Origin of the sequence: Altericroceibacterium xinjiangense, assembly GCF_003958635.1 — a bacterium.
GTDB lineage: Bacteria > Pseudomonadota > Alphaproteobacteria > Sphingomonadales > Sphingomonadaceae > Altericroceibacterium_A > Altericroceibacterium_A xinjiangense.
Window position 1 is genome coordinate 211,586 of the sequence record NZ_RSEK01000002.1, and the last position, 25,476, is coordinate 237,061.

Below are 25,476 nucleotides of genomic sequence, written 5' to 3' on the forward strand. Positions count from 1 at the left end.
ACTTGCAATTGCAACCGCATCGGCTGGCCGGAGCTGGCCCGCGCAACCGCGTCCCGCAACCAAAAGAGCATTCCCGGACAGAAGAGGGTGCCTTTCAGCCTTCCTCGCCGTGCCCTTGCGCCAGATAGTCCGCGCTTTGCATCTCCATCAGACGGCTGACGGTACGCTCGAATTCAAAACGGCCATCGCCCGCGCTGTAGAGGTTTTCCGGTTCCTCCGCCGCAGTTGCGAATAACTTGACCCGGTTTTCGTAAAGCGCATCGATCAAGGTGACGAACCGCGCCGCTTCGTTGCGCATGTCGGACCCCATCACCGGGATCCCCACGATGATCACCGTGTGATAGGCGTGGGCGATCGTAAGATAATCCGCTGCTCCGCGCGGTTCCCCGCACAACCGCTTGAAGCTGAACACCGCAACGCCTTTGAGGCTTTTCGGAACGTGAACCGTGCGCCCGCCGCCAAGGTCCAGATCGGCCGAAGGGACATGTTCGGCATCTTCCGGCGGGTAGTCGGTGAGGCGGTAGAAGGCTTCGCGCACCTGCGCCGTCGCTTGGTCACCCAACGGCGTGTGCCAGGTCTCGATCCCGGCAAGCCGTTCCAGGCGGTAATCCACCGGGCCGTTAAGCGGGAGGACGTCCAGTTGCCTTTCGACCAAGGCGATGAAGGGCAGGAAGTGCTCGCGGTTCAGGCCGTTCTTGTACAGATCGGGCGGGGGGCGGTTGGACGTGGTGACGACTGTCACCCCTTCGTCGCAGATCAGAGCGCGGAATAGCCGGCTCATGATCATCGCATCCGCCGAGTTGTTGACCACCATCTCGTCAAACGCGAGGCACCGTGCTCCCTCGGCGATGGCAGCGGCGACGGCGGGGATCGGGTCCCCGGTTTCTGACTTGCGGACTTCGCGCAGGCGCTGGTGAACTTCAAGCATGAAAGCGTGGAAGTGCACCCGCCGCTTATCGTCGATCGCCAAGGTCTGATGGAAGAGGTCCATCAGCATCGACTTGCCGCGTCCGACCCCTCCCCACAGATACATCCCGCGCGGCCGTTCCTGCTTGCGACCGAACAAGCGGTCCAGCATCCCGGGCGCGCGTGCCGTTTCAAGGTCCCGTTGCAGTCGATCCAGCTGAGCGGCGGCGGCTTCCTGCTCGGGATCCGGGCGGAGTTCACCCGCGGAGACGAGGGCGCGGTAGCGGTCAAGCAGTCCGCTCAGATGTCGCGCTCCACCTGCAGCTTCTTGATTTCCGCGATCGCTTTGGCCGGGTTCAGCCCCTTTGGGCAGACGTTGGCGCAGTTCATGATCGTGTGGCAGCGATAGAGGCGGAACGGGTCTTCCAGTTCGTCCAGCCGATCACCCGTCACCTCATCGCGGCTGTCCGAAATCCAGCGGTAAGCCTGCAGCAGGATAGCGGGGCCGAGGAACTTGTCCGAGTTCCACCAGTAGGACGGGCACCCGGTCGAACAGCAGGCGCACAGGATGCACTCATACAGTCCGTCCAGCTTCTCGCGTTGCTGCGGAGTCTGCAACCGCTCCTTCCCGCTCGGCTGGGTCGTCACGGTTTGCAGCCAGGGACGGATGGAGGCGTACTGGGCGTAGAAGTGCGTGAAATCGGGCACCAGGTCCTTCACCACCTCCATGTGCGGCAGCGGGGTGATGCGAATTTCACCCTTCAGGTCCTCGATTGCGGTCGTGCAGGCAAGTCCGTTGCGGCCGTTGAGGTTCATGGAGCAGGAGCCGCAGATCCCTTCACGGCACGAACGGCGGAAGGTCAGCGTCGGGTCGATTTCGTTCTTGATCTTGATCAGGGCGTCCAGAACCATCGGACCGCAGGTGTCGAGATCGATTTCGAACGTGTCGAACCGGGGGTTCTCACCGCTTTCCGGATCCCACCGGTAAACCTTCAGCCGGCGAACCCGCGCGGCGCCCTCGACGCGGTGTTCCCGGCCGCGGCGGTTGATCCTGCTGTTTTTCGGGAGGGTGAAAGCGACCATTCGTAGGTTCCTTGGCTGATGGCCGCCTATCTAGCGATTGCTGGCGCGGGGGCAAGCGGAAGGCTTGTTGATGAAGTGCATACGCGTTGAGAGTTTCTCAACGCGCTTCCACGGCGGAAGGGACAAGGGGCGTGGTGCTGGAGGGGGTCAGGGGGTCTGGAGCGGAAAATAGTCCCGCAGCTGCTCGATCGATTGCTGCGCGTTTTTGTGGTGAATGAAGACGCCGCCGGCTTCTTCCCACAAGGCGCTGTGCTTCAGCTGGTCGTCGACCAGCACGTCTCCGGGCTTCGCATGGTTGCGTTTGTCACGGGCCATGGTGGTTATGATCGGAGTTCCCGGGAAGTGCTTTTCGGCCCAGCGCTTCTTCTGGTCCGCTGCCCAATTGCCGCGCGGCAGGCCCGTGAGGATGACGGGATCGAGATGTTTCACTGCATCGAACAGTTCCATCGCGTCATCCATCAGGGGAAGGCTGAAGTAGAAATCCGGCGCCTGCGCCAGCTTTTGCCAGAACCGGCCTAATCCGTGACGCTTTTCGAAGGCTCTTGGCGGCAAGCCGAGAATCGCCGTTGCCCCCTTGTCGAAGTCGGCGAGTACGCCGTCGCAATCCAGATAGAGTTGTCGCATCGATCGGTCGGTCGCCCTGTCCTGCATCCTGTCCATCATCTCCGAACGCGCCGGGGACGGGACCGGTCCCGCAAGCTGGGGAGCCAGTTTCCGCAGAGGTGAGCCGGAAGGGGACTGCAATGGAAAGCCCCGCGCCGCCGGTGCGGCGCGGGGCTTCGTGCGTTCAGCCGCCGAAGGTGCGCTGCCACCAACCGCGGCGGGGGCTTCCGGACTCGTCATCCTCTTCCGAGTCGCCTGTCGGTTCCTCGCTGGCGCTGCTTACCGGTTCCCGGGGGGTGTCAGCTTGCGCCTGTTCCTCGGGGATTGGCGATTCAGCGGCTTCCCGGGCGACTTCGACATCCTCGGCCCCGCTGGGGGAGGGATCGGCGGCGGTCACCGGATCGGAGCTGCCCTGGCGTTCGGCAGCCGCGGGTCCGTTATCCGCTTCCTGGGTCGAGGAAGGCGGGGCGGGATCGTTCGCGGTCACCGGGTCGGCGCTGCCGTCCTGCTCCGGCGCCGGTTCGGCCGCCTTCTTGGCGCGGGAGCGACGCTTCGGCTTCGGCTTTGCTTCTTCTGCCGGCTGTTCGCCCGCTTCCGATCCTGTTTCTTCCGGAGCGGCGGCGGCTTTCTTGGCGCGGGAACGGCGCTTCGGCTTTTCTGGAGCGGGTTCTTCGGCCGGAGCGACGGCTTCCTCGGGCGCCGAAGGGGCTTCCGCCGCAGGCTGGGCGACTTCATCAGCCGCTTCGCTGGCCGTCACGGCTTCGCCTTCGCTGGCGGGCTCGTCCGCGTTGCCGCTTTCGGCTTGCTCGCCGCCTTCCGCATCGGAAGAGTCCTTGCGGCGGCGGCTGCTGCGGCGGCGGCGCTTCTTCGGCCGATCTTCCTCGTCGGACCGTTCCGCCGAGCTTTCCGAAGGCGCGGTTTCCCCGTCGCTTTCATCCGCTCCGGACGCGGCGGAGTCTTCCCGCTCATCGTCGGACGACGCATCGTCGGACGTTTCGTCGTCCGAACGCGTGTCGTCGTCGTCCTGCCGCTTGTTGCGGTTGCGCCCGCCCCGGCGGCGGCGGCGGCGCTTGCGCCGGGAATCGCTGTCTTCCGATTCCTCGCGCGAGCGGCCGGTGTCCTCTTCCTCCTCGTCCTCGTCATCCTCTTCCGGGATGTCGGACAAGTCGTCATCATCCACGATCGGATCGAACTTGGGGATCGAAGTGGGGCGCGGGCCCGAGCTGGCGACGCGCATCTTCGCGCCTTCCTGCTCACCTTCCGGCAGGACTTCGACTGAAACGCCGTAGCGCTGCTCGATTTCCACAAGGTCGGCGCGCTTCTGGTTCAGCAGGTAGACCGCCGCTTCGGTGGACGCGCACAGCGTAATGATGCTGCCTTTGCCTTTCGCCGATTCATCCTCGATCAGGCGCAGGGCGGACAAGCCCGCGCTCGACGCGGTGCGCACGAGGCCGGTGCCGTCGCAATGCGGACATTCGCGCGTGGTCGCCTCAAGTACACCGGTGCGCAGGCGCTGGCGGCTCATTTCCATCAGGCCGAAGCCGGAAATGCGGCCGACCTGAATGCGGGCGCGGTCGTTCTTCAGCGCGTCCTTCATCGCCTTCTCGACCTTGCGGACGTTCGACCCGTATTCCATGTCGATGAAGTCGATGACCACCAGGCCGGCCATGTCGCGCAGGCGCAGCTGGCGCGCGATTTCCTGCGCGGCTTCCAGGTTGGTGGCAACCGCGGTCTGCTCGATCCCCAGTTCCTTGGTGGAACGGCCGGAGTTGATGTCGATCGACACCAGCGCCTCGGTGGGATTGATGACGAGATAGCCGCCGGACTTCAGCTGCACGACCGGGTCGTACATCGCCGAAAGCTGGTCTTCCGCGCCGTAGCGCTGGAACAGCGGGACGGGATCGGAATAGGCTTTCACCCGCCGTGCGTGGCTGGGCATCAGCAGCTTCATGAATTCGCGCGCGGAGCGGTAGCCTTCCTCCCCTTCAACCACGACTTCCTCGATGTCACGGTTGTAGATGTCGCGGATCGCGCGCTTGATCAGGTCGCTGTCGGAATGAATGATCGCCGGCGCGCTGGACGAGAGCGTCCTCATCCGGATCTCGTCCCACAAGCGGGCAAGATAATCGAAGTCGCGCTTGATCTCGGTCTTGGTGCGGGAAAGACCTGCGGTGCGCACGATGCACCCCATCGAACGAGGCAGGCTGAGTTCCGAAACGATCTGCTTCAGCCGCTTGCGGTCGCTGGCAGAGCTGATCTTGCGCGAAATGCCGCCGCCGTGGCTGGAATTAGGCATCAGCACGCAGTAGCGGCCTGCCAGGCTGAGGTACGTGGTCAGCGCGGCGCCCTTGTTGCCGCGTTCTTCCTTCACGACCTGCACCAGCAGCACCTGGCGCCGCTGGATCACGTCCTGGATCTTGTACCGGCGGCGCAGGGCCATGCGCTTGGCGCGCAGTTCGTCCATTTCCTTGGCCCGGCCGCGCCCGCCCTGGCGGCGCTGACCGCGGCGGCCGCGGCGTTCGGAGCGTTCCCCGCTGTCATCGGCGTCGTCGTTGTCATCAGCGTCGTCACCGTCGTCGCCCCGGTCGGCGTCGTCGGCATCATCGCCGTTTTCGACGTGGCCGTCCTCGATCGTGGCGACGTGGTCCTTGTCGGAGGTGTCGATCTCCTCCAGCCCGGCGCCGTCCTCATCATCGTCGTGATTGTCGGAGCCGCCGTTTTCATCCTCATCGGCCGCGCGCAGGGCGGCTTCCTCTTCGGCGTGGGCGGCTTCTTCCGCCAGCAGGGCCTCGCGGTCCTCCTTGGGAATCTGGTAGTAGTCGGGATGAATTTCGCTGAAGGCGAGGAACCCGTGGCGGTTGCCGCCGAAGTCGACGAACGCGGCCTGGAGCGAGGGTTCCACCCTCGTCACCTTTGCCAGGTAGATGTTGCCTTTTATCTGCTTGTGGTCAGCGGACTCGAAATCGAATTCTTCAATGCGGTTGCCCTTGAGCACCGCCACCCGCGTTTCTTCCGGGTGGCGCGCATCGATCAGCATGCGGGTTGCCATTGAGTGTTCTCCGAGCGCGCCGGCCTGCCGCGGAGCCTGAACGGCCCGGGCAAAGCGCAGCGGCGCGCCTGTATGTGTGGATTCCGGCGCGGGGAACGCGGTGCGTCCCAAAGCGGCCGAAGGGGAGGTATGGGCCGGCAAGCGAACGCTGGCCGGCAACGCGGGACGTGTCTGCCGCAAGGAAAAGGCGCAGGGTTGCAGTCTGCGCGCAGCGGTCGGTCCCCCGGGCGACGCAGCTTGCGTGCTGCGGCAGAGGGGACGAACGCGTGCTTTTCATCGAGGCATCAACCTGTGGACTGCGGCGGGCCGTTCAGCCTTCCGCCATTCTGAATGGACGGAACCGTCCACCGTTCATCTAGGTAGCATCGGCCCAAATGGCGAGCAACCTTATTGCGCGGATGGTGAATTTAACATCCTGCAACCATTCTGTTGCAGCATCGGGCAGTCCGCAGCGGTCCCTGCCAGAGTTTCGCGCTGTGTTGGCAGCCGGCTGCAAGTCCTTGTTTCAGCGCGGGCAAGTCATTGTTCTGGCGCGAGTCAGAATCGTCGTGCTATGGCCCGGCCACCATGGCTGATACACCTGCAAGCGCCGGCGGATATTTCCGCTACCGCCTCCGCCGCGACTCCGGCAACGCGATGACCTGGCTCCGGGATAGCTGGAGCCGCCGATTCTGGTTCCGCTGGGGGGCAATCCTGTTCGGGATCGGGCTGGCCGCCTTGCTGATCGGCTGGACCGTGCTCGCCCGCACGTTGCCGGACGCAAAGACCCTGCTGGTCTACGAACCGCCGCTGCCGACAAACGTGCGCGGCGTGGAGGGCGAGATCGTCCATTCCTTCGCACGGGACCGGCGGGTGCAGCTGCAGTACCAGGATTTTCCGCATCCGGTGATCAATGCCTTCCTCGCAGCCGAGGACAGGACTTTCTGGACGCACGGCGGCATCGACTTCACCGGCCTGTTCGGCGCGGTGGTCGACTATGCGAGCAAGATCGGCTCCGGAGAACGGGCCAAGGGCGGCTCCACGATCACGCAGCAGGTGGCCAAGAACATCCTGCTCGGCAACGAGTACTCGGTTTCCCGGAAGCTGAAGGAAATGGTGCTGGCCAGCCGGATTGAGGGGGTTTTGGGCAAGGAGGACATCCTCACGCTCTACCTCAACCAGATTCCGCTCGGCCGGCGCAGCTTTGGCGTGCAGGCCGCCTCGCGCGCCTATTTCGACAAGGACATCGACGATCTGGAGCTGCACGAGGCAGCGTTCCTTGCCATTCTGCCCAAGGCGCCGGAACAGTACGGCCGCGTCAAGTATCGCGAGCAGGCGCTGGTGCGCCGCAACTGGGTGCTGGACCAGATGGCCCGGAACGACTGGGCAAGCGACGCGGAAGTCGCCGCCGCCAAGGCGCAGCCGCTTGGCCTGGTGGAGCAGCGCCCGGATCTGGAATCGGCCGATGCCGGCTACTTCCTCGAGGAAGTGCGCCGCGACCTGATCGATCGCTACGGGGAGCAGGCCGAAGACGGGCCCCACAGCGTATATGCCGGCGGGCTGTGGGTCCGCACCTCGCTCGACACCGAGATGCAGGATGCGGCGCGCGATTCGCTGCGCGCGGCGCTGCTGGATTTCCATGGCAACAAGGGCTGGGCTGGGGCGATTGCGACGATCAATCCGGATAACGGCAAGCTGACCAGCCAGCTGGCGAGTGCCAACATCGGCATCAACTACAAGAACTGGCGCGTCGGTGTGGTGACCGAGCGCAGCGGCGACTCTGCGCAAATCGGCTTTTCCGATGGTACCGAGGCGCCGCTGACCAATCTTCCCGAGGCCATCAAGGTGGGCGACGTGACCGCCGCTGCCCCCGACGGCGACAGCTGGGCGATCCGCGCCGTGCCTGAAGTGTCCGGCGGGTTCCTGGTGATGGACCCGAATACCGGCCGCATCTACGCGATGCAGGGCGGGTTCGATTCCCGGCTGGGCTCGTTCAACCGCGCCACGCAGGCGCAGCGCCAGCCCGGCTCCACGATCAAGCCGTTTGTGTATGCGACGGCGCTCGACTGGGGCATGACTCCTTCGACGATGGTACCTGACACGACCTATTGCGTGTACCAGGGCGTGGGCCTGGGGCAGAAGTGCTTTCGCAACTTCGGCGGGCAGGGCGGCGGCAGCCACACGATGCGCTGGGGGCTGGAGCAGTCCCGCAACCTGATGACGATGCACATCGCGATGGGCGCCGGTATGGACAAGGTGGTCCGCACGATTGAGCGCGTCGGCATCGGCGACTACGAACCGTATCCCTCGATTGCGCTGGGTGCGGGCGACACCACCGTGGTCAACATGGTCGGGGCCTATGGCGCCTTGTTCAACAACGGGTTGCAGCACCGGCCGACCACCATCGACTTCGTGCAGGATCGCCGCGGCAAGGTAATCTGGCGGGCGGACAAGCGCGAGTGCGCTCAGTGCAACATGGCCGAGTGGAACGGCCAGCCAATGCCCCGGCTTCCGGAACAGGGGCGGCAGGTGCTCGATCCGCGCACGGCCTATCAGGTGGTCCACATGATGGAAGGCGTCGTCCAGCGCGGTACCGCGGTGCGGCTGCGCGATCTTGGGCTGCCGCTGGCCGGCAAGACCGGGACCACCAACGGACCGACCAACGTCTGGTTCGTCGGCGGCACGCCGGACATCGTCGGCGGGGTTTACATCGGCTATGACCAGCCGCGGAACCTGGGCGGCTGGGCACAGGGCGGGCGGATCGCGGCGCCGGTGTTCAAGCAGTTCGTCGAGGCGACGCGGGACAAATGGTCGAACAAGCCGTTTCTGGCCCCTGCGGGCGTCCGAATGGTCCGGGTGGACCGGCGATCCGGCCGCAGGGTATTCGATCGCGATCCGACCCGAGATCCCTTGGCGCCGGTTATCTGGGAAGCCTTCAAGCCCGACACTGAGCCCAAGCGTACGGTACGTCCGAATGAGACCAGCGGACTGCGTGAGCTTATCCTGACTGCACTGCGCCGTCAGGAGGAAGGTCCTCGCGAGGTGCAGCGGCAACAGCAGCGGAGTGCCGCGACCCAGCGGAGCGAGCCGACGGACTTCATCCAGGAGCAGGGCGGCATCTATTGACGCCCTGACTGCTGGCCCTGCCGCCGATTGTCCCGCGGTGAAAATCGTTGGACATCGGCGGGGGCGGGGTTCATCCTTGCGCCATGAAAAAGACCCTGATCGCCGCTGCCGCGTCGCTGGCTGCCCTCGCAACGGCGCTTCCCGCCCAAGCTGCGCTGAATCGCGGCGCGAAGGCACCGGAAGTCGTCACCCAAGGGGCTTTGGCAGGCAAGGCGTTCCGCTTCGACCTGAGCCAGGCGCTGAAGCAGGGGCCGGTCGTGCTCTACTTCTTTCCCAAGGCCTTTACGCAAGGGTGCACGGCCGAAGCGCATGCCTTTGCCGAGGCCGCGCCTGATTTTCGCGCCGCGGGCGCACAGGTAATCGGCTTGTCGGCCGACGATCTGCCGACGCTGCAGCGGTTCTCCACGGAGGCGTGCCGCGATGCCTTTGCCGTGGCATCGGCCACTCCCGCCACCATCAAGGCCTATGACGTGGCGTTCTCCAGGGACGGCAAGGACACCGGTCTTTCGGACCGCACGTCCTATGTCATCGCGCCCGACGGGAGAATCGCGATGGTCCATTCGGACCTTGACTGGCGGGAGCACGTGCAGCGCACGCTGGCGGCCGTCCGGGCCATGGACGTTCGGCCAGCGCGCAAGGGGGGCTGACCGCCCTTTGCGCCGTTCCGGTCTTTCGGAACGGCTTGGCCGCCCCCACTTTCCCATCGTGAACGCCTCCGCTAAGCGGATGGCGAATAGCTGGAGATTTGTCTGATGCGTGCCGAAGGGCAGGCCCATATCGATCGTATCGAGGCGGCACTGGCGCTGGTGCGCCGCTCGCTCGACTGGGATCGCGCCGTGCGCCGGCTGGATGAGCTGAACGCGCGGGTGGAAGATCCCAAGTTGTGGGACGATCCCAAGGAAGCCGAAAGCGTGATGCGGGAGCGGCGCCGCCTCGAATCCGCCATCGGCACGGTCAACGAAATCACCGCCGAAAAGAACGATGCGATCGAGTTTATCGAACTGGGCGAAGCCGAAGGTGCTGACGAGATCGTCAGCGAAGGCCTTGCCAGCCTCCAGCGGCTGGCGGCCCGAGCGGACGCCGACAAGGTGCAGGCGCTGCTGGGCGGCGAAGCCGATCCCAACGATGCCTACCTTGAAGTCCACGCCGGGGCCGGGGGCACCGAAAGCCAGGATTGGGCCGAGATGCTGCAGCGGATGTACAGCCGCTGGGCCGAACGGCGCGGTTTCAAGGTGGAACTGGTCGATTACCATTCGGGCGACCAGGCGGGCATCAAGTCCGCCACCCTGCTGATCAAGGGCGAGAACGCCTATGGTTATGCCAAGACGGAAAGCGGCGTGCATCGGCTGGTGCGGATCAGCCCCTATGACAGTTCCGCCCGGCGGCACACCTCGTTCAGTTCCGTCTGGGTCTACCCGGTCATCGACGACAACATCGACATCGAGGTGAATCCCGCCGACCTGAAGATCGACACCTACCGCGCGAGCGGCGCGGGCGGGCAGCACGTCAACACCACCGATTCCGCGGTGCGCATCACCCACCAGCCGAGCGGGATCGTGGTTGCCAGCCAGATCGACCGGTCGCAGCACAAGAACCGCGAAATCGCGATGAACATGCTGAAGGCGCGATTGTTCGAAGAAGAGATGCGCAAGCGGGAAGAAGCGGCGAGCGCGGAGCACGCGGCCAAGACCGACATCGGCTGGGGCCACCAGATCCGTTCCTACGTCCTGCAGCCGTACCAGTTGGTGAAGGACTTGCGCACCGGCACCACGTCCACTGCCCCGGGCGATGTGCTGGACGGGGAGATCGACAGCTTCATCGCCGCCGCGCTTGCCCAGCGGGTGACCGGGGAGGCGGTGGAAGTGGAGGACGTGGATTGACACGCCGCGCCGCGCCCTGGCTGGCGCTGCTACTCGCCTTGTCCGGCTGCAGCGACCTTTCCGGCTCCGGGGAACGGGCCCCGTCGGCCGGTGAATTTCCGCGTGCGGAACGGCCGGTCAGCAGCCTGGGGGGCAACGGCTTCTCCGATGAGCCGGCGCGCGAGGCCGTGCGCGAAGCGAAAACGGTGATGGATCTGGCGCGGATCGCGCCGGGGATGACCGTGGCCGATATCGGTGCGGGCGAGGGGTACTACACCGTGCGGCTGGCGGAGCGGGTCGGAGCAGAAGGCCGGGTGCTGGCGCAGGATATCGATCCGGAGGCGCTGAAGCGGCTGGGCGACCGCGTGGAGCGTGAGCGGCTGGACAATGTCTCGATCAAGCTGGGAGCGGAGGACGATCCCCGGCTGCCGCAAAGCAGCTTCGACCGCATTTTCCTGGTTCACATGTACCATGAAGTGGCGGAACCTTATGCCTTCCTGTGGCGCCTGCATCCGGCGCTTGACGACGGGGGGCGCGTGATCGTGGTCGACACCGACCGCGCGTCAGACCAGCACGGCCTGCCGCCCCAGTTGCTGTTTTGCGAATTCCGCCGAGTGGGGTTCCGCCTGGCGGAATTTGTCCGTAAGCCGGAACTCGGCGGATACTATGCGGCTTTCGAGCCAGAGGGAATGCGTCCGGAGCCGTCGGAGATCGAACCGTGCAAGGGCGGCGAAGAACAGCCGTCAGCCTGAATGGGCTCGGCGCAGCAGAGGTGCCAGATGACTTTTAAGGGACTGCAACCGATTGTTTACGGCGGACGCGAAGTCTGGCCGCTGATCGAAGGCGGCAAGGGCGTATCCGCGACTAATCACATGAGCTCCGGCGCCTGGGCGGCAGCCGGGGGAATCGGCACGGTCAGCGCGGTGAACGCGGACAGTTACGACGCCGAAGGCAAGATCGTGCCGCAAGTCTATGATCAGCTCACGCGCAAGGAGCGGCACGAGCAGCTAATCCGCTACGCAATCGACGGAGCGGTGGAGCAGGTACGCCGCGCGCATGATGTCGCAGGCGGCAATGGCGCGATCAACATCAACGTCCTGTGGGAAATGGGCGGCGCGCAGGCCGTGCTGGAAGGCGTGCTGGAACAGACCCCGGGGCTGGTCACCGGGGTCACCTGCGGCGCGGGCATGCCGTACAAGCTGGCGGAAATCGCCGCGCGCTACAACGTCAATTACCTGCCGATCATCAGCTCCGGCCGCGCGTTTCGCGCGCTGTGGAAGCGTTCCTACAGCAAAGTTCCCCACTTGCTGGCGGCGGTGGTCTATGAGGACCCGTGGCTTGCGGGCGGGCACAACGGCCTGTCGAACGCGGAAGACCCGCTGAAGCCGGAGCCTCCGTTCCCGCGCGTCAAGGCGCTGCGCGATACGATGCGGGCCGAAGGGATTTCCGACGACGTGCCGATCATCATGGCTGGCGGCGTGTGGTACTTGCGCGAGTGGGAAGACTGGATCGGCAACCCGGAGCTTGGCTCCATCGCGTTCCAGTACGGTACGCGGCCGCTGCTGACGGAAGAAAGCCCGATTCCCGACGAATGGAAGGACAGGCTGCGGACACTGGAACCGGGAGACGTGCTGCTGCATCGGTTCTCCCCCACCGGATTTTACAGTTCGGCGGTGCGGACTCCCTTCCTGCGCAGCCTGGAGGCGCGCTCTCTCCGCCAAATCCCGTACTCGCGGGTTCAGGCGGGCGAGCACACGGTTCAGCTGGATATCGGGGTCAAGGGCAAGAACTTCTGGGTCACGCCCGCCGACCTGGAGCGTGCGCGCGGGTGGCACGGGCAAGGGTTCACCGATCCGCTGAAGACGCCGGACGACACCGTGGTGTTCGTCGCGCCGGAAGAGCGGAACGAGATCCGCGAAGACCAGGCCGCCTGCATGGGCTGTCTGTCGCACTGCGGCTTCTCTTCCTGGAAGGATCATGACGACTACACCACCGGACGTCTGGCCGATCCGCGCAGTTTCTGCATCCAGAAGACGTTGCAGGACATTGCCCACGGCGGACCGGTGGACAACAACCTGATGTTTGCGGGCCATGCGGCTTATCGCTTCAAGCAGGACCCGTTCTATTCGAACAACTTCACGCCCACGGTGAAGCAGTTGGTCGACCGTATCCTGACGGGTGACTAAAGTCGGCTTGAGGCGCGCGCAGTGCGCACGGGGTTGGTGATGCGGCAAGGTAGAGGACTCGGGATGCGAGGCAGGGGTCGATCTCTGCTGCTCTCCGCTATCCTGTTGCTGGTCGCCGCTCCGGCTGCGGCGCAGGAGCGGGAGGTGCCTTACTGGGCGTCCTTGCGCGCCGAGGAAGTGAACATGCGTGTCGGGCCGAGCGAAGACTTCCCGATCGCCTGGGTCTATCAGCGGGAAGGCTTGCCGGTGAAAGTCGTTCGCCTGATGGAAGGCTGGCGGCTGGTGGAAGATCCGGAAGGGGAGAAGGGCTGGATGGTCGCCCGCCTGCTCAGCCCCGATCGTACAGCCCTTGTGGTTGGCGAGGGTCTGGCACCGATCCGCGGAGCGCCCGGCGCTGCGGCCCCGCTGCGCTGGAATGCGGAGCCTGGAGTCGTTGGCCAGCTCGGCGAATGCGAGGCTGGTTGGTGCGAAATCGACGTGGACGGCCGCACGGGCTGGGTCGAGCAGCGGCGCCTTTGGGGCGCGGGCGATCCGTAGCAGTTTTCACTTGGCAAACGGGGCCTTGCCGTGCAACAGGCACCCGGCCCGCGCTGCTGTGCGCGAAGGCATGTGGCGATCGTAGCTCAGTTGGTTAGAGCGCCGGTTTGTGGTACCGGAGGTCGCGGGTTCGGATCCCGTCGATCGCCCCATTTTCCTCTGTGTCGGATTTCCCTGGATCGCGAGCGGCGCCGTAGTGGCGCTGTTCCCTGCGGCTGTCCCGTCTCGCCCTAGGGTCGGCCGGGCACTCCCTTATTCGGGATCGGTTTCCCCGGAGGGCAGCAGCATCCAGACACCCCGCGAAAGCTGCATCCGGCCGAGGCACTTTGTGTCCTCGTACAGACGCATCGGGCTGTTGATCGGGGTTTCCTGGGCCTTGAGCAGAGTTTTCTGGGCCATCAGAAGGGCGGATCCGGCGTTCCGGGCCTTGAGAGGCAGGACGTGTTCGCGCCCGGTGCCGTTCTCTTCGATCAGCAGAAGGTACTTGTGTTTTCCTTCATCGGTAGGGGCGGCCATGATCTCTCTCTCCTGAACACATAAGAACAGGAACTTGTGTCATTTGCCATAACATGGATCAGTGGCGTTCACGCTTTATCCCGCCCTTGCTGCGCTTCACGCAAGTTTGGCTGGCTTAACGCGAACCTCGGGGAAAAAGAGGTCTCAGGCCCTGAGGCCGGGTGCGCAATCGAAAGCGCGCTTGCCCCTCGGTTCAGCACCTGTCAAAGCGGCGCTCGCGAATAGCTCATCGATCATGCACGGCTTTGCCAACCCTACCCGCTTCCTGCGGATCGCCCGCTGGCTCACTCCCTGGTTGCTTGCGTCCGGGCTGCTGGTGACCGCGGGTGCGCTGATCTGGACGCTGACGGTCCTTCCCGCAGAACGGTTGCAGGGCGAGACGGTGCGCATCCTGCCGGTTCACGTGCCGACCGCCTGGCTGGGCATGGGCGGGTGGACCACCATCGCGATCGCCAGCTTTGTAGAACTGGTCTGGCGTCATCCCCTGGCGACGATCGCCGGGCGCGCCGCCGCAGTTCCCGGGGCTGTGTTCACCGCGCTCTGCCTGCTGACCGGATCGATCTGGGGCCGGCCCGCCTGGGGAACCTGGTGGATATGGGACGGCCGGCTGACAAGCATGCTGGTGCTGCTGTTCCTGTATATCGGCTATATCGTGCTGGCGCAGGCTACTGCGCGCGAAGGGGCGTCGAGTCGGGTTCCGGCAATTTTCGGCCTCATCGGCGCGATCAACATTCCGATCATCCATTATTCGGTGATCTGGTGGTACTCGATCCACCAGCCGCCCAGCCTTTCTGTCGGACAGTCCGCCATGGCACCGGCATTCCTGTGGCCGCTGCTGATTTCCACGCTGGGGTTCAGCCTGATCTTCGGCGGGGTGGTGCTGGCCCGGATGCGGGCGCTGCTGGCGGATGTTCAGGCCGAAGCGCGCTTGCGGCGCAAGGCGCTCGGCGCATGAGGGAATCGCTCGACCAATGGCCGTTCGTGATCGCGGCTTATGCGGTGACGGTGCTCGGGACCCTGCTGCTCGTCGTGTGGAGCTGGCTGGCCATGCGCCGGGCGGAGAAGCGGCGCGAAGAGGCGCGGCGGCGGTGAAGTCCACCCTGGTTCTTGAGAGGCACTGATGGCCACGGCATTCAAACCCAAGCACCAGCGGCTGGTGCTGATTCTTCTCGCGTTTGCGGCCTTGATCGCGGCGGGGCTGCTTGCGGCCTGGGCGCTGCGCAATCAGGCAAGCCTGTTTTATGTGCCGGTCCAGTTCGCAGCCGATCCGCCGGCACCGGGGCGCGCCGTGCGGCTTGGCGGGATGGTTGCGGAAGGATCGCTGAAAACCCAGGCGGACGGCGTGACGATCCGCTTTGCCGTCAGCGACGGCGAGGCAGTGGTGCCGGTGACGTATTCCGGCATCGTGCCGGACTTGTTCCAGGAAGGATCGGGCGTGGTCGCCGAAGGGCACCTGCAGCCGGACGGCACCTTCCGGGCGGATAACCTGCTGGCCAAGCACGATGAAAGCTACGTTCCCCGCGAACTTGAGGACATGACCGCCGCGCAGGCGAAGCAGACCGTGGCGGAAACCTTCCAGTGATCGCCAATTTCGGTCTTGCCGCCTTGTGGCTGGCCGCGGCGCTCGCCGCGCTGCAGTGCCTTGCCGGGTTCGCCGCGCTGCGCGGCGAAGGGCAGGCGCTGGCCGGGGTCGTCCGTCCGGTGGCGGTGGTGCAGGGGGCGCTGTGCATCGCGGCGTTTGCTGCGCTGCTGCTGGCGTTCGTCTGGTCGGATTTGTCGGTCGCGCTGGTGGCGCAGAACTCGCATTCGGCCAAGCCGCTGATCTTCAAGCTGGCAGGCGCCTGGGGGAACCACGAAGGATCGATGCTGATGTGGGTGTCGATCATGGCGGTGGCCGGCGGGCTGATCGCGCTGGTCGAACGGCGACTGCCGGAGCCCACGATTCTTGCGACCCTGGGGGCGCAAGCCTTCGTCGGCCTCGGGTTCTATGCCTTCCTGCTGTTCAGTTCCAACCCGTTCGAACGGCTCGATCCCGCGCCCGCGCAGGGAATGGGCCTGAACCCGCTGCTGCAGGACGTCGGTCTCGCGTTCCATCCGCCGACGCTGTACCTTGGCTATGTCGGTTTGTCGGTTGCGTTCAGCTTCGCGGTCGGCGCGCTGCTGACCCGGCAGGTGACGCCGGAGTTTGCCCGCGTGATGCGTCCGTGGGTGCTGGGGGCGTGGATATTCCTGACCATCGGGATCACGGCCGGCAGTTACTGGGCTTATTACGAACTCGGCTGGGGCGGCTGGTGGTTCTGGGACCCGGTGGAGAACGCTTCGCTGATGCCGTGGCTTGCCGGAACCGCGCTGCTTCATTCGGCCAGCGTGCTAGCTTCGCGCGACGCGCTGCGCGCCTGGACGATCGTGCTGGGGGTCATCGCGTTCTCCATGTCGATGGTCGGTACGTTCCTTGTCCGCTCGGGCATCCTGACCAGCGTGCACGCTTTCGCGGTGGACCCGGAGCGGGGGACTTTCATCCTGGCGCTGCTGGCGATCTACATCGGGGGCGCGCTGGCGCTGTTCGCGGTGCGGGCGGGGACGGTCGCGGAAGGGGAGCGGTTTGCGCTGATGAGCCGCGAAGGCGCGCTGGTGGTGAACAACGTCGCGCTGTCGGCGATCCTCGGGATCGTGCTGCTGGGCACGCTTTACCCGCTGGTAACCGAGGCGCTGGGCTTCCGGGTTTCGGTCGGACCGCCGTACTTCAATCCGGTAAGCGCGGTGTTCGCGATCCCGATGTTGCTGGTCCTCACGGTCGGCCCGCTGCTGCGCTGGCGGCGTGACCGGTTTGAGCGGGTGCGCGGGCCGGTGATCCTGATCGGGATCGTACTGGTGGCCGTGCTGGCGGCTGTCGCGTTTTTCTACGGGATCGGCTTATTGCCAATGCTGGGGATCGCGCTGGCCGCGGGAATCGCGGTTGCCAGTTTCATGCCGCTGCGTGGGCGCTCCCTTCGCCGCCTGCCGCTGCCGGTGTGGGGCATGGCGATTTCCCATTTCGGGATCGCGGTCGCCTTGTTCGGAATGGCGGCGGACAGCGCCTTCACGCAGGAGCGGCTGATCGCGGCGGGCGTGGGGCAAGCGACGGAAGTTGGCCCTTGGCAGGTCCGACTGGATTCCGTCCGCCCTGTCGCCGGCCCGAACTGGACGGCAATCGAAGGACGCCTGTTGGCGCAGTACCAGGGGGGGGCGGTGTACGAACTGACCCCGCAGGCACGCAGCTTCTGGGCTCCGGCGCAGGAGACGAATGAATCCGCCCTGCTGACACGCTGGAATGGCCAGCTTTACGCCGTGCTTGGGGAAGAAGCGGAAGACGGCCGCTGGCAGTTGCGCGTGTGGTGGAAGCCGTTCGTCACGTTCATCTGGTACGGCGGCCTGCTGATTGCATTGGGCGGCGTGCTGGCGCTGATTGGCCGGGTGACGGGCGATTTGCGGCGGCGGTTCGCGCGCCGGAAGATTGCCGCCCGGCATGTGGATGCGATGGCATGAGAAGCGTCCGCTTGTTCCTGTGGGGTCTGGTGATCCTGTTCGCGGCGGTGTTCGCGTTGTTCGCCCTGCAGTTGTCGCGGCCGAAGGACGATCTGGTCCGCAGCGCGCTGATCGGCAAACCGGTGCCCGAATTCGCGCTGAAGCCTGCGGTCGGGACCCACCCGGGGCTTAGCACCGCGGATCTGCGCGACGGCCAGCCGAAGCTGCTCAACGTATTCGCCAGCTGGTGCGTCCCGTGCGCGGCCGAAGCGCCGCAGCTAGCCGCGCTGGAGCAGCAGGGGGCGGATATTGTCGCAATCGCGATCCGCGATCGGCCGGAAGACGTTTCCGCCTTCCTCGACCGCTATGGCGATCCCTTCAGCCGGATCGGCGCGGATGACGTGTCGAAGGTCCAGCTGGCGCTCGGATCGTCCGGGGTACCGGAAACCTTCGTCGTCGATGGGCAAGGCATCATTCGCTACCAGCACATCGGCGAGCTGCACGACAAGGACGTGGCGATCCTGCTGGAACAACTGCGCGAGGCAGGGGCGTGAGACTGATTGCATTTCTTGCGCTGCTGCTGGCGGTGCCCCTCGCTGCGCAGGACTCCCTGCCGCCGGCGCCTTATGCCTATCAGCAGCTTGCTGACCCGCAGCAGGAGGCGCAGGCTCAGGCGCTGATGCAGACGTTGCGCTGCCTGACGTGCCAGAGCCAGTCGATCGTCGACAGCGATGCGCCGATGGCGGGCGACATGCGGCACGAAGTGCGCACCCGCATTGCCGCGGGGGAGCAGCCGGAGGCGATCCGCGCCTGGCTGGTCGAACGCTATGGCGACTACATCAGCTACGCTCCGCAAGTCAGCGCGGCGACATGGCCGCTGTTTGCCATTCCCGTGCTGCTGTTGCTGCTCGCTGGACTGATCGTGTGGCGCCGGCTGGGGAAGCGGGCATGAGCTGGCTGGTTGCAATCGGGCTGGCGCTGCTGTGCTTTGCAGTGGTGGCATTCGTTTTCCGGGTGCCCCGGATACTGTGGAGCAGCGTGCTGGCCGCGCTCGCGCTTGGCCTGGCGGGGTTTGCGTTTCAGGCGCGTCCGGGGCTGCCCGGGGCACCCGTTCCGCCTCCAACCGAAGTCGAAGGCGGCGGCTGGGCCCTGGTAGAGGCACGGCAGATGTTCATCGGAGAGGACCAGCGCTCCCAGAATCCCAAGCTGGTGACCGCCGATGCGATGGTGCGGAACGGCCGTTTCGCCACTGCCGCTGCCCTCGCGGGCGCGGCGGCTCAGGAGAATCCGCGCGATGTCGATGCCTGGGTCGCGCTCGGCAACGCGCTGGTGGAAAACGCCGAAGGATCACTCACTCCCGCTGCGCTCTATGCCTACCGCCAGGCGGCGCAGGCCGACCCCGGTAACCTTGCACCCGGGTTCTTCATCGGGGTGGGCTTGCTTCGGAAAGGCCGGGTGCTCGAAGCGCGGCAGGCCTGGGCCGCAGCGCTGGCCGCCGCTCCGCAAGATGCCCCGGCGCGGGACGAGCTGCAGGTCCGGCTTGCCACGCTTGACGAGCTGCTTCGCCGAATCGCGGAACAGAGTGGGGACAACCCGGCCACCGGCGGATTGCGGGCTCGTTGAGCCGCTGCTAACGCGGCTTTTCCGCGCTCTTTGAACGCTACAGGGGCTTTTAATCCCGATGAGTGATGCCGTAACGAACGATTCCCGTTCCCGGTCCCCCCAGCTGAAACTCGCGGTCGGTGCGATCGGGATCGTTTTCGGGGATATCGGCACCAGCCCGCTTTACGCGTTTCGCGAGACCTTTGTCGGTCCGCATCCGCTGGCGATCGACGACCTGCACATCATGGGTGTGGTCAGCCTGATCTTCTGGTCGATGACCGTAGTGGTCTCGCTGCAGTACATCTCCATCCTGATGCGGGCCGACAACAAGGGGGAGGGCGGCACGCTGGCACTGGTAGCGCTGATTTCCCGCTTCATCGGGCGGTCGAAGTACGGCTGGGTGACCGTGCTGCTAGGGGTTATGGCGACAGCGCTGTTCTATGGCGACAGCATGATCACCCCGGCGATTTCGGTGCTCTCTGCGCTTGAGGGGCTGACGGTGGTGCAGGCCGGGTTGTCCCGCTTTGTCGTGCCGTTGGCGGTCGTGGTGCTGATCGCGTTGTTTTTCCTGCAGAAACGCGGGACCACGAAAGTCGGCGCACTGTTCGCGCCGGTGATGATCGTCTACTTCATCACCATCGCCATCCTCGGCATCATCCATGTGGTGCAAGTGCCGCAGATCCTGATGGCGCTGAACCCTTGGTACGCGGTGCAGTTCTTTCAGACCGACAAGATGCTGGCGTTTCTGGCGCTCGGCTCGGTGGTGCTGGCGGTGACGGGATCGGAAGCGCTTTATTCCGACATGGGGCATTTCGGGCGGGGGCCGATGCGGCTTTCCTGGTTCGGTTTCGTCTGGCCATGCCTGCTGCTCAACTACTTCGGGCAGGGCGCGATGATCATCGGGATGGAGGATGCCGCCGCGGCGGAGGCGATCCGCAATCCCTTCTTCATCATGGCGCCTGACAGCTTGCGCCTGCCGCTGGTGCTGCTTGCGACAGCCGCGACCTTCATCGCCAGTCAGGCGGTTATCTCCGGTGCGTTCTCCGTCACCCAGCAAGCGATCCAGCTCGGTTTCATTCCCCGGCTTTCGATCCTGCACACCAGCGATGAGCACCACGGGCAGATCTACATCCCGTTCATCAACTGGGCGCTGATGGTCGCGGTGATCCTGCTGGTGCTGTTCTTCCGCAATTCGTCCAACCTCGCTTCGGCCTACGGCATCGCGGTGACCGGGGCGATGCTGATCGACACGTGCCTGATGGCAGTGCTGCTGACGGCGGTTTGGAAGTGGAAATGGGTGGTGGCGGTGCCGGTGATGCTGGTGTTCTTCATCGTCAACGGCGCCTACTTTGCGGCTAACTTTACCAAGGTGCCGGACGGCGGCTGGTTTCCGCTGCTGATCGGCGGCATTGCCTTCACCCTGCTGACCACCTGGGCCAAGGGCCGCAAGCTGCTTCGCGCGCGCATGGGTGAAGTCTCGCTGCCGCTGGACATCTTCGCCAAGTCCGCGCGCAACAGTGCGGCGCGGGTGCCGGGCACTGCCATCTTCATGAATTCCGGCATGACCGGCACGCCTTCGGCGCTGCTCCACAACATCAAGCACAACAAGGTGCTGCACGAACGCGTCGTCGTGCTGACCGTTGCCGTGGCCGACATGCCGTACGTGGAGGACCAGGACCGCGCCGAAGTGCGCGAAATGGGCGAAGGCTTCTACCGCGTGGTGCTGCATTACGGGTTCATGGAGGAAACCGACATCCCGGCGGCGCTGAGCCGGATTCACATGTGCGGGGAGCCGTTCGACCTGACGCAGACCAGCTTCTTCCTTTCGCGCCAGACCCTGCTCAGCGCGCGTAAGCCGGGCATGGCGCTCTGGCGGGAGCGGCTGTTCGCCTGGATGATGCGTAATTCCGCCACGCCGATGGAATTCTTCCGCCTGCCGACCAATCGCGTGGTGGAACTCGGCAGCCAAGTGGAGATCTGAGGGTACGCCTGCGGGCGCAGCGCTGGCTCCTCACCCCTAGAACTGCAACAACCGAGGCGCTGCCCTTGGAAAGGGCAGCGCCTCGGTTGTTGCGGCTTTCGAAAGGGTGAGGGAGGCGGGCTGCCCGGCCGGTCAATCGACCGGCGGGTTCTGCGCGACTTCGTCGGCATCTTCCTTGCCCAGCCCGTGCTTCAGCAGCATCGGCAACTGAGTGAAGGTGAACAGGAACGACAGGGGCACGAACACCCAGACCTTGGCCCACAGCCAGTCGCCAAAGCTCAGTGTCAGGCGCAGGGTCTCGTTCAGCCCTGCCAGCAGGAGGAAGAAGATCCCCCAGTTGCGCGACAGCTTCAGCCAACCTTCCGGGTTCAGCCCTTCGAACGCGGCTTCCAGCAGGACCTTCAGCAGCGCCTTGCCGCGCCAGTAGCCGACCAGCAGCGACGTGCCGAACAGCAGGTAGATGATCGTCGGCTTCAGCTGCACGAACAGCGGATCGCCAAAGAAGATCGTCAGCGCCCCGAAGCCGACGATAAGCCCGGTCGACAGCCACAGCATCGGGGAAATCCGCCCGAGCCAAAGCTTGGAGGTAATCAGAGCGACAACCGCCGCGGCGATGAAGGCGCCGGTCCCACGGATCACCGCAAAGATTTCCCCTGCCGGATCTTCTCCCTCCGGGGAGTAGTGGCGATAGACGAGGAAGAACACCACCAAGGGGCCGTAGTCGACCAGCAGGTTGATCCAGCCCGACTTCGGCTTCTTTTCGCCGGCTTGCACCGCAGGTTCCGCCGCCATCAGGCTACTCCCGCAATGACGCGGGCGACGAGATCGGGATCGAACGGCCGCAGGTCGTCAAGTTGTTCGCCCACGCCGATGGCATGGATCGGCAAGCCGAATTGTTCTGCCGCCGCGACCAGCACGCCGCCCCGGGCGGTACCGTCAAGCTTGGTCATGATAAGGCCGGTAACCCCCGCGACTTCCTTGAAGATTTCAATCTGGGACAGCGCGTTCTGGCCGTTCGTGGCATCGAGCACCAACACCACATCGTGCGGAGCTTCAGGATTGATCCGGCCGAGCACGCGGCGGATCTTGGCCAATTCCTCCATCAGTTCTCGCTTGTTCTGCAGGCGTCCGGCCGTATCGACCACCAGCGCGTCGATCCCCTGATCGGTCGCCTCCTTCACCGCATCGAACACGATGCTGGCCGGATCGCCGCCTTCCGGGCCCTTGACGATCGGCGCGCCGATCCGGTCGGCCCACACGGCGAGCTGGCCAATCGCGGCGGCACGAAAGGTGTCCCCCGCCGCCAGCATCACGCCGTAGTCTTCTTCCTGGAACAAGTGGGCCAGCTTGGCGATCGTCGTCGTCTTGCCGGACCCATTGACCCCGATCACCAGGATCACCTGCGGGCGCGGGAAAGCGGTGACTTCCAGCGGCTTGGCTACCGGGCGCAGGATCGCGGCGATTTCATCGGCCACGGCTTCCTTCAGTTCCCGCTCGGTAATCTGCAAGCCAAAGCGCTTGTCCGACAAGCGGGTACGAATGCGCGCGGCGGCGGCCGGGCCGAGATCGGAGAGGATCAGCGCGTCCTCCAGATCGTCGAGCGTCGAATCGTCCAGCCGGGCCGTGCCAACGACTCCGGTCAGGTTCTGGGACAGGCGCTCCGACGTCTTGCGGAATCCGCCGAAAAGGCGATCGGACCAGCTCAATGCAGCAGACCTCTTTCGAATTTCTGGGGGGTAACGGTGAGGATCGTGCCCGGAGCGGTGCCATCGGGCAGCGCAATCCGGGCGAAGTGAGGGGTGCAGCCGGTGCCGTCGCGTTCGGCCAGGACCGGCTGCGGAGTTCCGATCAGGCTGCGCAGCCATGCCTCGCGGACGCTAGCCACTTCTGCCCGCAGCTCAGCGGCGCGCGCCTTGATGAGCGGCTTGCCCACTTGCGGCATGCGCGCGGCGGGAGTGCCAGGCCGGGGAGAGTACGGAAACACATGGCCATGGACGATCCCGAGTTCCCGGATGATCGAGAGATTCGCGGCGTGCATCGCGTCGTCTTCCGTCGGGAAGCCAGCGATCAGGTCAGCCCCGATGGCAAGGTCGGGACGGCGAGCGCGCAACCGCTCCACCAGCTGGACGGCGTCGGCGCGCGAGTGGCGCCGCTTCATGCGCTTTAAAATCAAGTCGTGCCCGTGCTGCAGGGACAAATGGAGATGGGGCATCATGCGCGGCTCCCTGGCGAAGATATCGAACAGCTCGTCATCGACTTCGATCCCGTCGAGCGAGGACATCCGCAGGCGCGGCAGCTCGGGGAACCTGTCGAGGATTGCGCGGACGAGCGCGCCAAGCCGGGGCTGACCCGCGAGATCGTGACCCCAGGATGTGACGTCCACTCCGGTCAGCACCACTTCGGGCGCATGATGGATCAGGCCGCGTTCGATCTCCGCCAGGACTTCCCGGACGGTGAGGGAGCGGCTTGGGCCGCGGCCCTGCGGAATGACGCAGAAGGTGCAGGCATGATCGCAGCCGTTCTGGACCGCGACAAACGCGCGGGTGTGCTGTGCGGGCGGGGCAGACTGCGTGGCATCGGGAACGACCAGCCCGTACCGGTGCGCCTCCAGCTTTGCGCCGTTGGGCACCAGCCCGTCCACTTCAGTCATCGCGGAAAGCTGGTCCCGTTCCACTTCCGCGGCGCAGCCGGTGACGAGCAGGCGAGCGTCGGGCCGGGCGCGGCGGGCCTTGCGGATGGCCTGCCGGGTCTGGCGCACCGCTTCCGCCGTGACGGCGCAGCTGTTGACCACCACCACGTCGGCATCGCCCAGCATGGACCGGATCGATTCGCTTTCGGCGATGTTGAGCCGGCAGCCGAGCGAGATCACGTTGGCTCCGCTCACGCGTAATCGCCCCATTCGAACGTGCCGCGAAAGCTTTCCGCCGCCGGTCCGGTCATGGTGATCGCGTCGTCGGTGCCCCATTCGATCCGCAAGGGGCCGCCGGGCAGGTGCACTGTCACGGCGCGGTCCGTCAGCCCCCGGCGCATCGCGGCGACCGCTGTGGCACACGCGCCGGTACCGCAGGCGCGGGTGAGCCCCGATCCCCGTTCCCACACCCTGAGGCGAATCGTGTTCCGGTCCTCCACCGTGGCGACGTTGACGTTGATGCGCTGCGGGAACAGCGGATCGGTTTCGATCGTCGGCCCGATCTGGTCCAGCCGCACCGAGTCGCTGTCCGGCACAAAGAACACCACGTGCGGATTGCCGACGTTGACCGCAACCGGGCTTTCCAGCCCTTCCCATGCAACCGGCATTGACAGCGTGTCCATCGCATAGGCGAGCGGAATTGCCTGCCAGTTGAAACGCGGGGCACCCATGTCGATCGCGGCGCCGCCCTGGGTGGGCAGCGCGCTGAGCACGCCGCCCCCGGTTTCGATCCGGGCCGGTTCGCGGTGGAGCAAGGCGACCGCGCGGCTGGCGTTCCCGCAGGCTTCGACCTCGCTGCCGTCGGCGTTGAAGATGCGCATGCGGAAGTCGGCGACGTCCGATGGCTGGAGCAGGATCAGCTGGTCGCAGCCGATACCGGTTCGCCGGTCCGCCAGCGCGCGCGCCTGTGCCGCACCGATCGGGGGCAGGTCCCGTTCACGCGCATCGAGCACGACGAAGTCGTTGCCGAGGCCGTGCATCTTGACGAAGCTGATGCGCATTGCCCGCACGTAGGCGCTTGCGCCCCGTTCCGCAACGCACGGGCGTTTGCGCCGCGTTCCGCGATGGTCGCTTACCGGGCATCAGGCGGCGCGGAGGTATTCCGGCTGGGCGGCCAAGCCGCTATGGCGCCCGCCGGAGGGACCAATGACCCAGCGTTTGTGGCTGATGAAATCCGAACCCGATGCCTATTCCTGGGATGACCTTGTCGCCGAAGGAGAAGGTACATGGGACGGCGTGCGCAATCATCGCGCGAAGAACAACCTGCAAGCGATGCAGGTGGGAGACCACGCGTTCTTCTACCACTCCAACATCGGTAAGGAGATCGTCGGGATCGTGGAGATCAGCCGCTCCGGAATTGCCGACCCGACCGATCCCGATGGCAAGTGGGCCGCGGTGAAGGTGAAGCCGGTGCGCAAGTTGGACAGGCCGGTGACCCTGAAGCAGATCAAGGCGACGCCGGAGCTTGTCGACATGGAGCTGATCCGGCTGTCCCGTCTCTCCGTGGCGGAAATCCTCCCCCAGGAGTGGGACCTGATCCTGACGATGGCCGAAGCGTAAACCGGAACGGATGTGCTCGTCCAAACGTTCTCCTGGTAACGATGCAGCGCTTTCGCGCTGCGCAGAAAAGGAGAATTTTCATGGGTGAACTCACCGAAAAGGCCAAGGGTATGGCCAACAAGGCAGCCGGCAACGTGAAGCAGCAGTCCGGCGATCCGGATACCCGTGCCGAAGGCCGCGCGCAGGAAGGCAAGGGCAAGCTGCAGAAGGCGAAGGGTGAAGTCGAAGGCGTTGTTGGCAACGACGTCTGATCCATTCAGTTCAGTCGGCCGCCCTTGAACGAAGGGCGGCCGCTT

The 25,476-nt window shown here is 65.3% G+C and carries 25 protein-coding genes and 1 tRNA gene; 17 read left to right on the top strand and 9 right to left on the bottom strand.

Features of this window, described 5'->3' with window-relative positions; genetic code table 11:
* Positions 1 to 94: 94 nt before the first annotated feature.
* The 4 genes from zapE to ELY13_RS03325 form a co-directional block, all read right to left on the bottom strand.
* Entirely contained in the window at positions 95 to 1,210 is a 1,116-nt protein-coding gene (zapE, locus tag ELY13_RS03310) for a cell division protein ZapE (protein WP_126172452.1), read from the bottom strand.
* Positions 1,207 to 1,989 (bottom strand): succinate dehydrogenase iron-sulfur subunit, encoded by a 783-nt coding sequence (locus tag ELY13_RS03315; protein ID WP_126172453.1) that lies wholly within the window; start codon positions 1,987 to 1,989, stop codon positions 1,207 to 1,209. The genes zapE and ELY13_RS03315 overlap by 4 nt, the downstream gene beginning before the upstream one ends.
* 147 nt (positions 1,990 to 2,136) lie before the next feature.
* On the bottom strand, positions 2,137 to 2,652 hold the full coding sequence (locus tag ELY13_RS03320; RefSeq protein ID WP_241233519.1) for a hypothetical protein: 516 nt from the start codon (positions 2,650 to 2,652) through the stop codon (positions 2,137 to 2,139).
* Between the two features lie 124 nt (positions 2,653 to 2,776).
* Positions 2,777 to 5,641 carry a ribonuclease E/G gene (locus tag ELY13_RS03325; protein WP_126172454.1) on the bottom strand — a complete coding sequence of 955 codons (2,865 nt, stop codon included), beginning with the start codon at positions 5,639 to 5,641 and terminating at the stop codon, positions 2,777 to 2,779.
* A 567-nt stretch (positions 5,642 to 6,208) separates the two neighbouring features.
* Between ELY13_RS03325 and ELY13_RS03330 the strand changes: the two genes are divergently transcribed.
* The 7 genes from ELY13_RS03330 (at position 6,209) to ELY13_RS03360 (ending at position 13,480) form a co-directional block, all read left to right on the top strand.
* Positions 6,209 to 8,746: a penicillin-binding protein 1A gene (locus tag ELY13_RS03330; protein WP_126172455.1), complete on the top strand. Its 2,538-nt coding sequence runs from the start codon at positions 6,209 to 6,211 to the stop codon at positions 8,744 to 8,746.
* An 83-nt stretch (positions 8,747 to 8,829) separates the two neighbouring features.
* Positions 8,830 to 9,393, top strand: coding sequence for a peroxiredoxin (locus ELY13_RS03335; protein ID WP_126172456.1), 564 nt, complete (start codon positions 8,830 to 8,832; stop codon positions 9,391 to 9,393).
* A gap of 105 nt (positions 9,394 to 9,498) precedes the next feature.
* Positions 9,499 to 10,626, top strand: a complete 1,128-nt coding sequence (gene prfB / locus ELY13_RS03340; RefSeq protein WP_126172457.1) for a peptide chain release factor 2 — start codon at positions 9,499 to 9,501, stop codon at positions 10,624 to 10,626.
* Positions 10,623 to 11,357 carry a class I SAM-dependent methyltransferase gene (locus ELY13_RS03345; RefSeq protein ID WP_126172458.1) on the top strand — a complete coding sequence of 245 codons (735 nt, stop codon included), beginning with the start codon at positions 10,623 to 10,625 and terminating at the stop codon, positions 11,355 to 11,357. Before prfB ends, ELY13_RS03345 begins: the two co-directional genes overlap by 4 nt.
* Before the next feature lie 27 nt (positions 11,358 to 11,384).
* Entirely contained in the window at positions 11,385 to 12,791 is a 1,407-nt protein-coding gene (locus ELY13_RS03350; protein WP_126172459.1) for an NAD(P)H-dependent flavin oxidoreductase, read from the top strand.
* 63 nt (positions 12,792 to 12,854) lie between these two features.
* Positions 12,855 to 13,328, top strand: coding sequence for an SH3 domain-containing protein (locus ELY13_RS03355; RefSeq protein ID WP_126172460.1), 474 nt, complete (start codon positions 12,855 to 12,857; stop codon positions 13,326 to 13,328).
* A gap of 75 nt (positions 13,329 to 13,403) precedes the next feature.
* Positions 13,404 to 13,480, top strand: a tRNA-His gene (locus tag ELY13_RS03360).
* Between the two features lie 100 nt (positions 13,481 to 13,580).
* Here the strand turns inward: ELY13_RS03360 and ELY13_RS03365 are convergent.
* Positions 13,581 to 13,844: a hypothetical protein gene (locus ELY13_RS03365; protein WP_126172461.1), complete on the bottom strand. Its 264-nt coding sequence runs from the start codon at positions 13,842 to 13,844 to the stop codon at positions 13,581 to 13,583.
* 235 nt (positions 13,845 to 14,079) lie between these two features.
* Here ELY13_RS03365 and ccmC point away from each other — a divergent pair, with 235 nt between their 5' ends.
* From ccmC to ELY13_RS03405, 8 genes are read left to right on the top strand one after another with little or no spacing between them, the layout of a single operon-like run.
* Positions 14,080 to 14,799, top strand: coding sequence for a heme ABC transporter permease CcmC (ccmC, locus tag ELY13_RS03370; protein ID WP_126172462.1), 720 nt, complete (start codon positions 14,080 to 14,082; stop codon positions 14,797 to 14,799).
* Positions 14,796 to 14,936, top strand: a complete 141-nt coding sequence (ccmD, locus tag ELY13_RS03375) for a heme exporter protein CcmD (protein ID WP_126172463.1) — start codon at positions 14,796 to 14,798, stop codon at positions 14,934 to 14,936. The genes ccmC and ccmD overlap by 4 nt, the downstream gene beginning before the upstream one ends.
* A gap of 28 nt (positions 14,937 to 14,964) precedes the next feature.
* On the top strand, positions 14,965 to 15,426 hold the full coding sequence (gene ccmE / locus ELY13_RS03380) for a cytochrome c maturation protein CcmE (RefSeq protein WP_126172464.1): 462 nt from the start codon (positions 14,965 to 14,967) through the stop codon (positions 15,424 to 15,426).
* Positions 15,423 to 17,369 carry a heme lyase CcmF/NrfE family subunit gene (locus tag ELY13_RS03385; RefSeq protein WP_126172465.1) on the top strand — a complete coding sequence of 649 codons (1,947 nt, stop codon included), beginning with the start codon at positions 15,423 to 15,425 and terminating at the stop codon, positions 17,367 to 17,369. Before ccmE ends, ELY13_RS03385 begins: the two co-directional genes overlap by 4 nt.
* Entirely contained in the window at positions 17,366 to 17,902 is a 537-nt protein-coding gene (locus tag ELY13_RS03390) for a DsbE family thiol:disulfide interchange protein (RefSeq protein WP_126172466.1), read from the top strand. The genes ELY13_RS03385 and ELY13_RS03390 overlap by 4 nt, the downstream gene beginning before the upstream one ends.
* Positions 17,899 to 18,300: a cytochrome c-type biogenesis protein gene (locus ELY13_RS03395; RefSeq protein WP_126172467.1), complete on the top strand. Its 402-nt coding sequence runs from the start codon at positions 17,899 to 17,901 to the stop codon at positions 18,298 to 18,300. Before ELY13_RS03390 ends, ELY13_RS03395 begins: the two co-directional genes overlap by 4 nt.
* Positions 18,297 to 18,971, top strand: coding sequence for a cytochrome C biosynthesis protein (locus tag ELY13_RS03400; RefSeq protein ID WP_126172468.1), 675 nt, complete (start codon positions 18,297 to 18,299; stop codon positions 18,969 to 18,971). The genes ELY13_RS03395 and ELY13_RS03400 overlap by 4 nt, the downstream gene beginning before the upstream one ends.
* A 58-nt stretch (positions 18,972 to 19,029) precedes the next feature.
* Positions 19,030 to 20,931 (top strand): potassium transporter Kup, encoded by a 1,902-nt coding sequence (locus ELY13_RS03405; protein WP_126172469.1) that lies wholly within the window; start codon positions 19,030 to 19,032, stop codon positions 20,929 to 20,931.
* A 132-nt stretch (positions 20,932 to 21,063) separates the two neighbouring features.
* Here the strand turns inward: ELY13_RS03405 and ELY13_RS03410 are convergent, their stop codons facing one another.
* The 4 genes from ELY13_RS03410 to dapF are packed head-to-tail and all read right to left on the bottom strand — an operon-like array spanning position 21,064 to position 24,621.
* Entirely contained in the window at positions 21,064 to 21,723 is a 660-nt protein-coding gene (locus tag ELY13_RS03410; RefSeq protein ID WP_126172470.1) for an inner membrane-spanning protein YciB, read from the bottom strand.
* Positions 21,723 to 22,637, bottom strand: coding sequence for a signal recognition particle-docking protein FtsY (gene ftsY / locus ELY13_RS03415; protein WP_241233520.1), 915 nt, complete (start codon positions 22,635 to 22,637; stop codon positions 21,723 to 21,725). The genes ELY13_RS03410 and ftsY overlap by 1 nt, the downstream gene beginning before the upstream one ends.
* The gene (locus ELY13_RS15290) at positions 22,634 to 23,815 is read right to left on the bottom strand and encodes a MiaB/RimO family radical SAM methylthiotransferase (RefSeq protein ID WP_164549686.1); all 1,182 of its coding nucleotides are present in this window, start codon (positions 23,813 to 23,815) and stop codon (positions 22,634 to 22,636) included. The genes ftsY and ELY13_RS15290 overlap by 4 nt, the downstream gene beginning before the upstream one ends.
* Positions 23,812 to 24,621, bottom strand: coding sequence for a diaminopimelate epimerase (dapF, locus tag ELY13_RS03425; RefSeq protein WP_126172473.1), 810 nt, complete (start codon positions 24,619 to 24,621; stop codon positions 23,812 to 23,814). The genes ELY13_RS15290 and dapF overlap by 4 nt, the downstream gene beginning before the upstream one ends.
* 145 nt (positions 24,622 to 24,766) lie before the next feature.
* Between dapF and ELY13_RS03430 the strand changes: the two genes are divergently transcribed.
* Both ELY13_RS03430 and ELY13_RS03435 read left to right on the top strand, forming a co-directional pair.
* On the top strand, positions 24,767 to 25,180 hold the full coding sequence (locus ELY13_RS03430; protein WP_126172474.1) for an EVE domain-containing protein: 414 nt from the start codon (positions 24,767 to 24,769) through the stop codon (positions 25,178 to 25,180).
* Positions 25,181 to 25,260: 80 nt separating this feature from the next.
* Complete coding sequence (locus tag ELY13_RS03435; protein WP_126172475.1) at positions 25,261 to 25,431, top strand: CsbD family protein; 171 nt, start codon at positions 25,261 to 25,263, stop codon at positions 25,429 to 25,431.
* Positions 25,432 to 25,476 lie beyond the last annotated feature (45 nt).

Coding starts and splice junctions, on each gene's coding strand:
- dapF (WP_126172473.1), bottom strand. CDS start 24,621: ATGCGCATCAGCTTCGTCAAGATGCACGGCCTCGGCAACGACTTCGTC.
- ccmC (WP_126172462.1), top strand. CDS start 14,080: ATGCACGGCTTTGCCAACCCTACCCGCTTCCTGCGGATCGCCCGCTGG.
- ELY13_RS03355 (WP_126172460.1), top strand. CDS start 12,855: ATGCGAGGCAGGGGTCGATCTCTGCTGCTCTCCGCTATCCTGTTGCTG.
- ELY13_RS03330 (WP_126172455.1), top strand. CDS start 6,209: ATGGCTGATACACCTGCAAGCGCCGGCGGATATTTCCGCTACCGCCTC.
- ELY13_RS03350 (WP_126172459.1), top strand. CDS start 11,385: ATGACTTTTAAGGGACTGCAACCGATTGTTTACGGCGGACGCGAAGTC.
- ELY13_RS03400 (WP_126172468.1), top strand. CDS start 18,297: ATGAGCTGGCTGGTTGCAATCGGGCTGGCGCTGCTGTGCTTTGCAGTG.
- ELY13_RS03320 (WP_241233519.1), bottom strand. CDS start 2,652: ATGATGGACAGGATGCAGGACAGGGCGACCGACCGATCGATGCGACAA.
- ELY13_RS03325 (WP_126172454.1), bottom strand. CDS start 5,641: ATGGCAACCCGCATGCTGATCGATGCGCGCCACCCGGAAGAAACGCGG.
- ELY13_RS03335 (WP_126172456.1), top strand. CDS start 8,830: ATGAAAAAGACCCTGATCGCCGCTGCCGCGTCGCTGGCTGCCCTCGCA.
- ELY13_RS03315 (WP_126172453.1), bottom strand. CDS start 1,989: ATGGTCGCTTTCACCCTCCCGAAAAACAGCAGGATCAACCGCCGCGGC.
- ccmE (WP_126172464.1), top strand. CDS start 14,965: ATGGCCACGGCATTCAAACCCAAGCACCAGCGGCTGGTGCTGATTCTT.
- ELY13_RS03430 (WP_126172474.1), top strand. CDS start 24,767: ATGACCCAGCGTTTGTGGCTGATGAAATCCGAACCCGATGCCTATTCC.
- ccmD (WP_126172463.1), top strand. CDS start 14,796: ATGAGGGAATCGCTCGACCAATGGCCGTTCGTGATCGCGGCTTATGCG.
- ELY13_RS03390 (WP_126172466.1), top strand. CDS start 17,366: ATGAGAAGCGTCCGCTTGTTCCTGTGGGGTCTGGTGATCCTGTTCGCG.
- ELY13_RS03365 (WP_126172461.1), bottom strand. CDS start 13,844: ATGGCCGCCCCTACCGATGAAGGAAAACACAAGTACCTTCTGCTGATC.
- ELY13_RS03405 (WP_126172469.1), top strand. CDS start 19,030: ATGAGTGATGCCGTAACGAACGATTCCCGTTCCCGGTCCCCCCAGCTG.
- prfB (WP_126172457.1), top strand. CDS start 9,499: ATGCGTGCCGAAGGGCAGGCCCATATCGATCGTATCGAGGCGGCACTG.
- ELY13_RS03435 (WP_126172475.1), top strand. CDS start 25,261: ATGGGTGAACTCACCGAAAAGGCCAAGGGTATGGCCAACAAGGCAGCC.
- ELY13_RS03410 (WP_126172470.1), bottom strand. CDS start 21,723: ATGGCGGCGGAACCTGCGGTGCAAGCCGGCGAAAAGAAGCCGAAGTCG.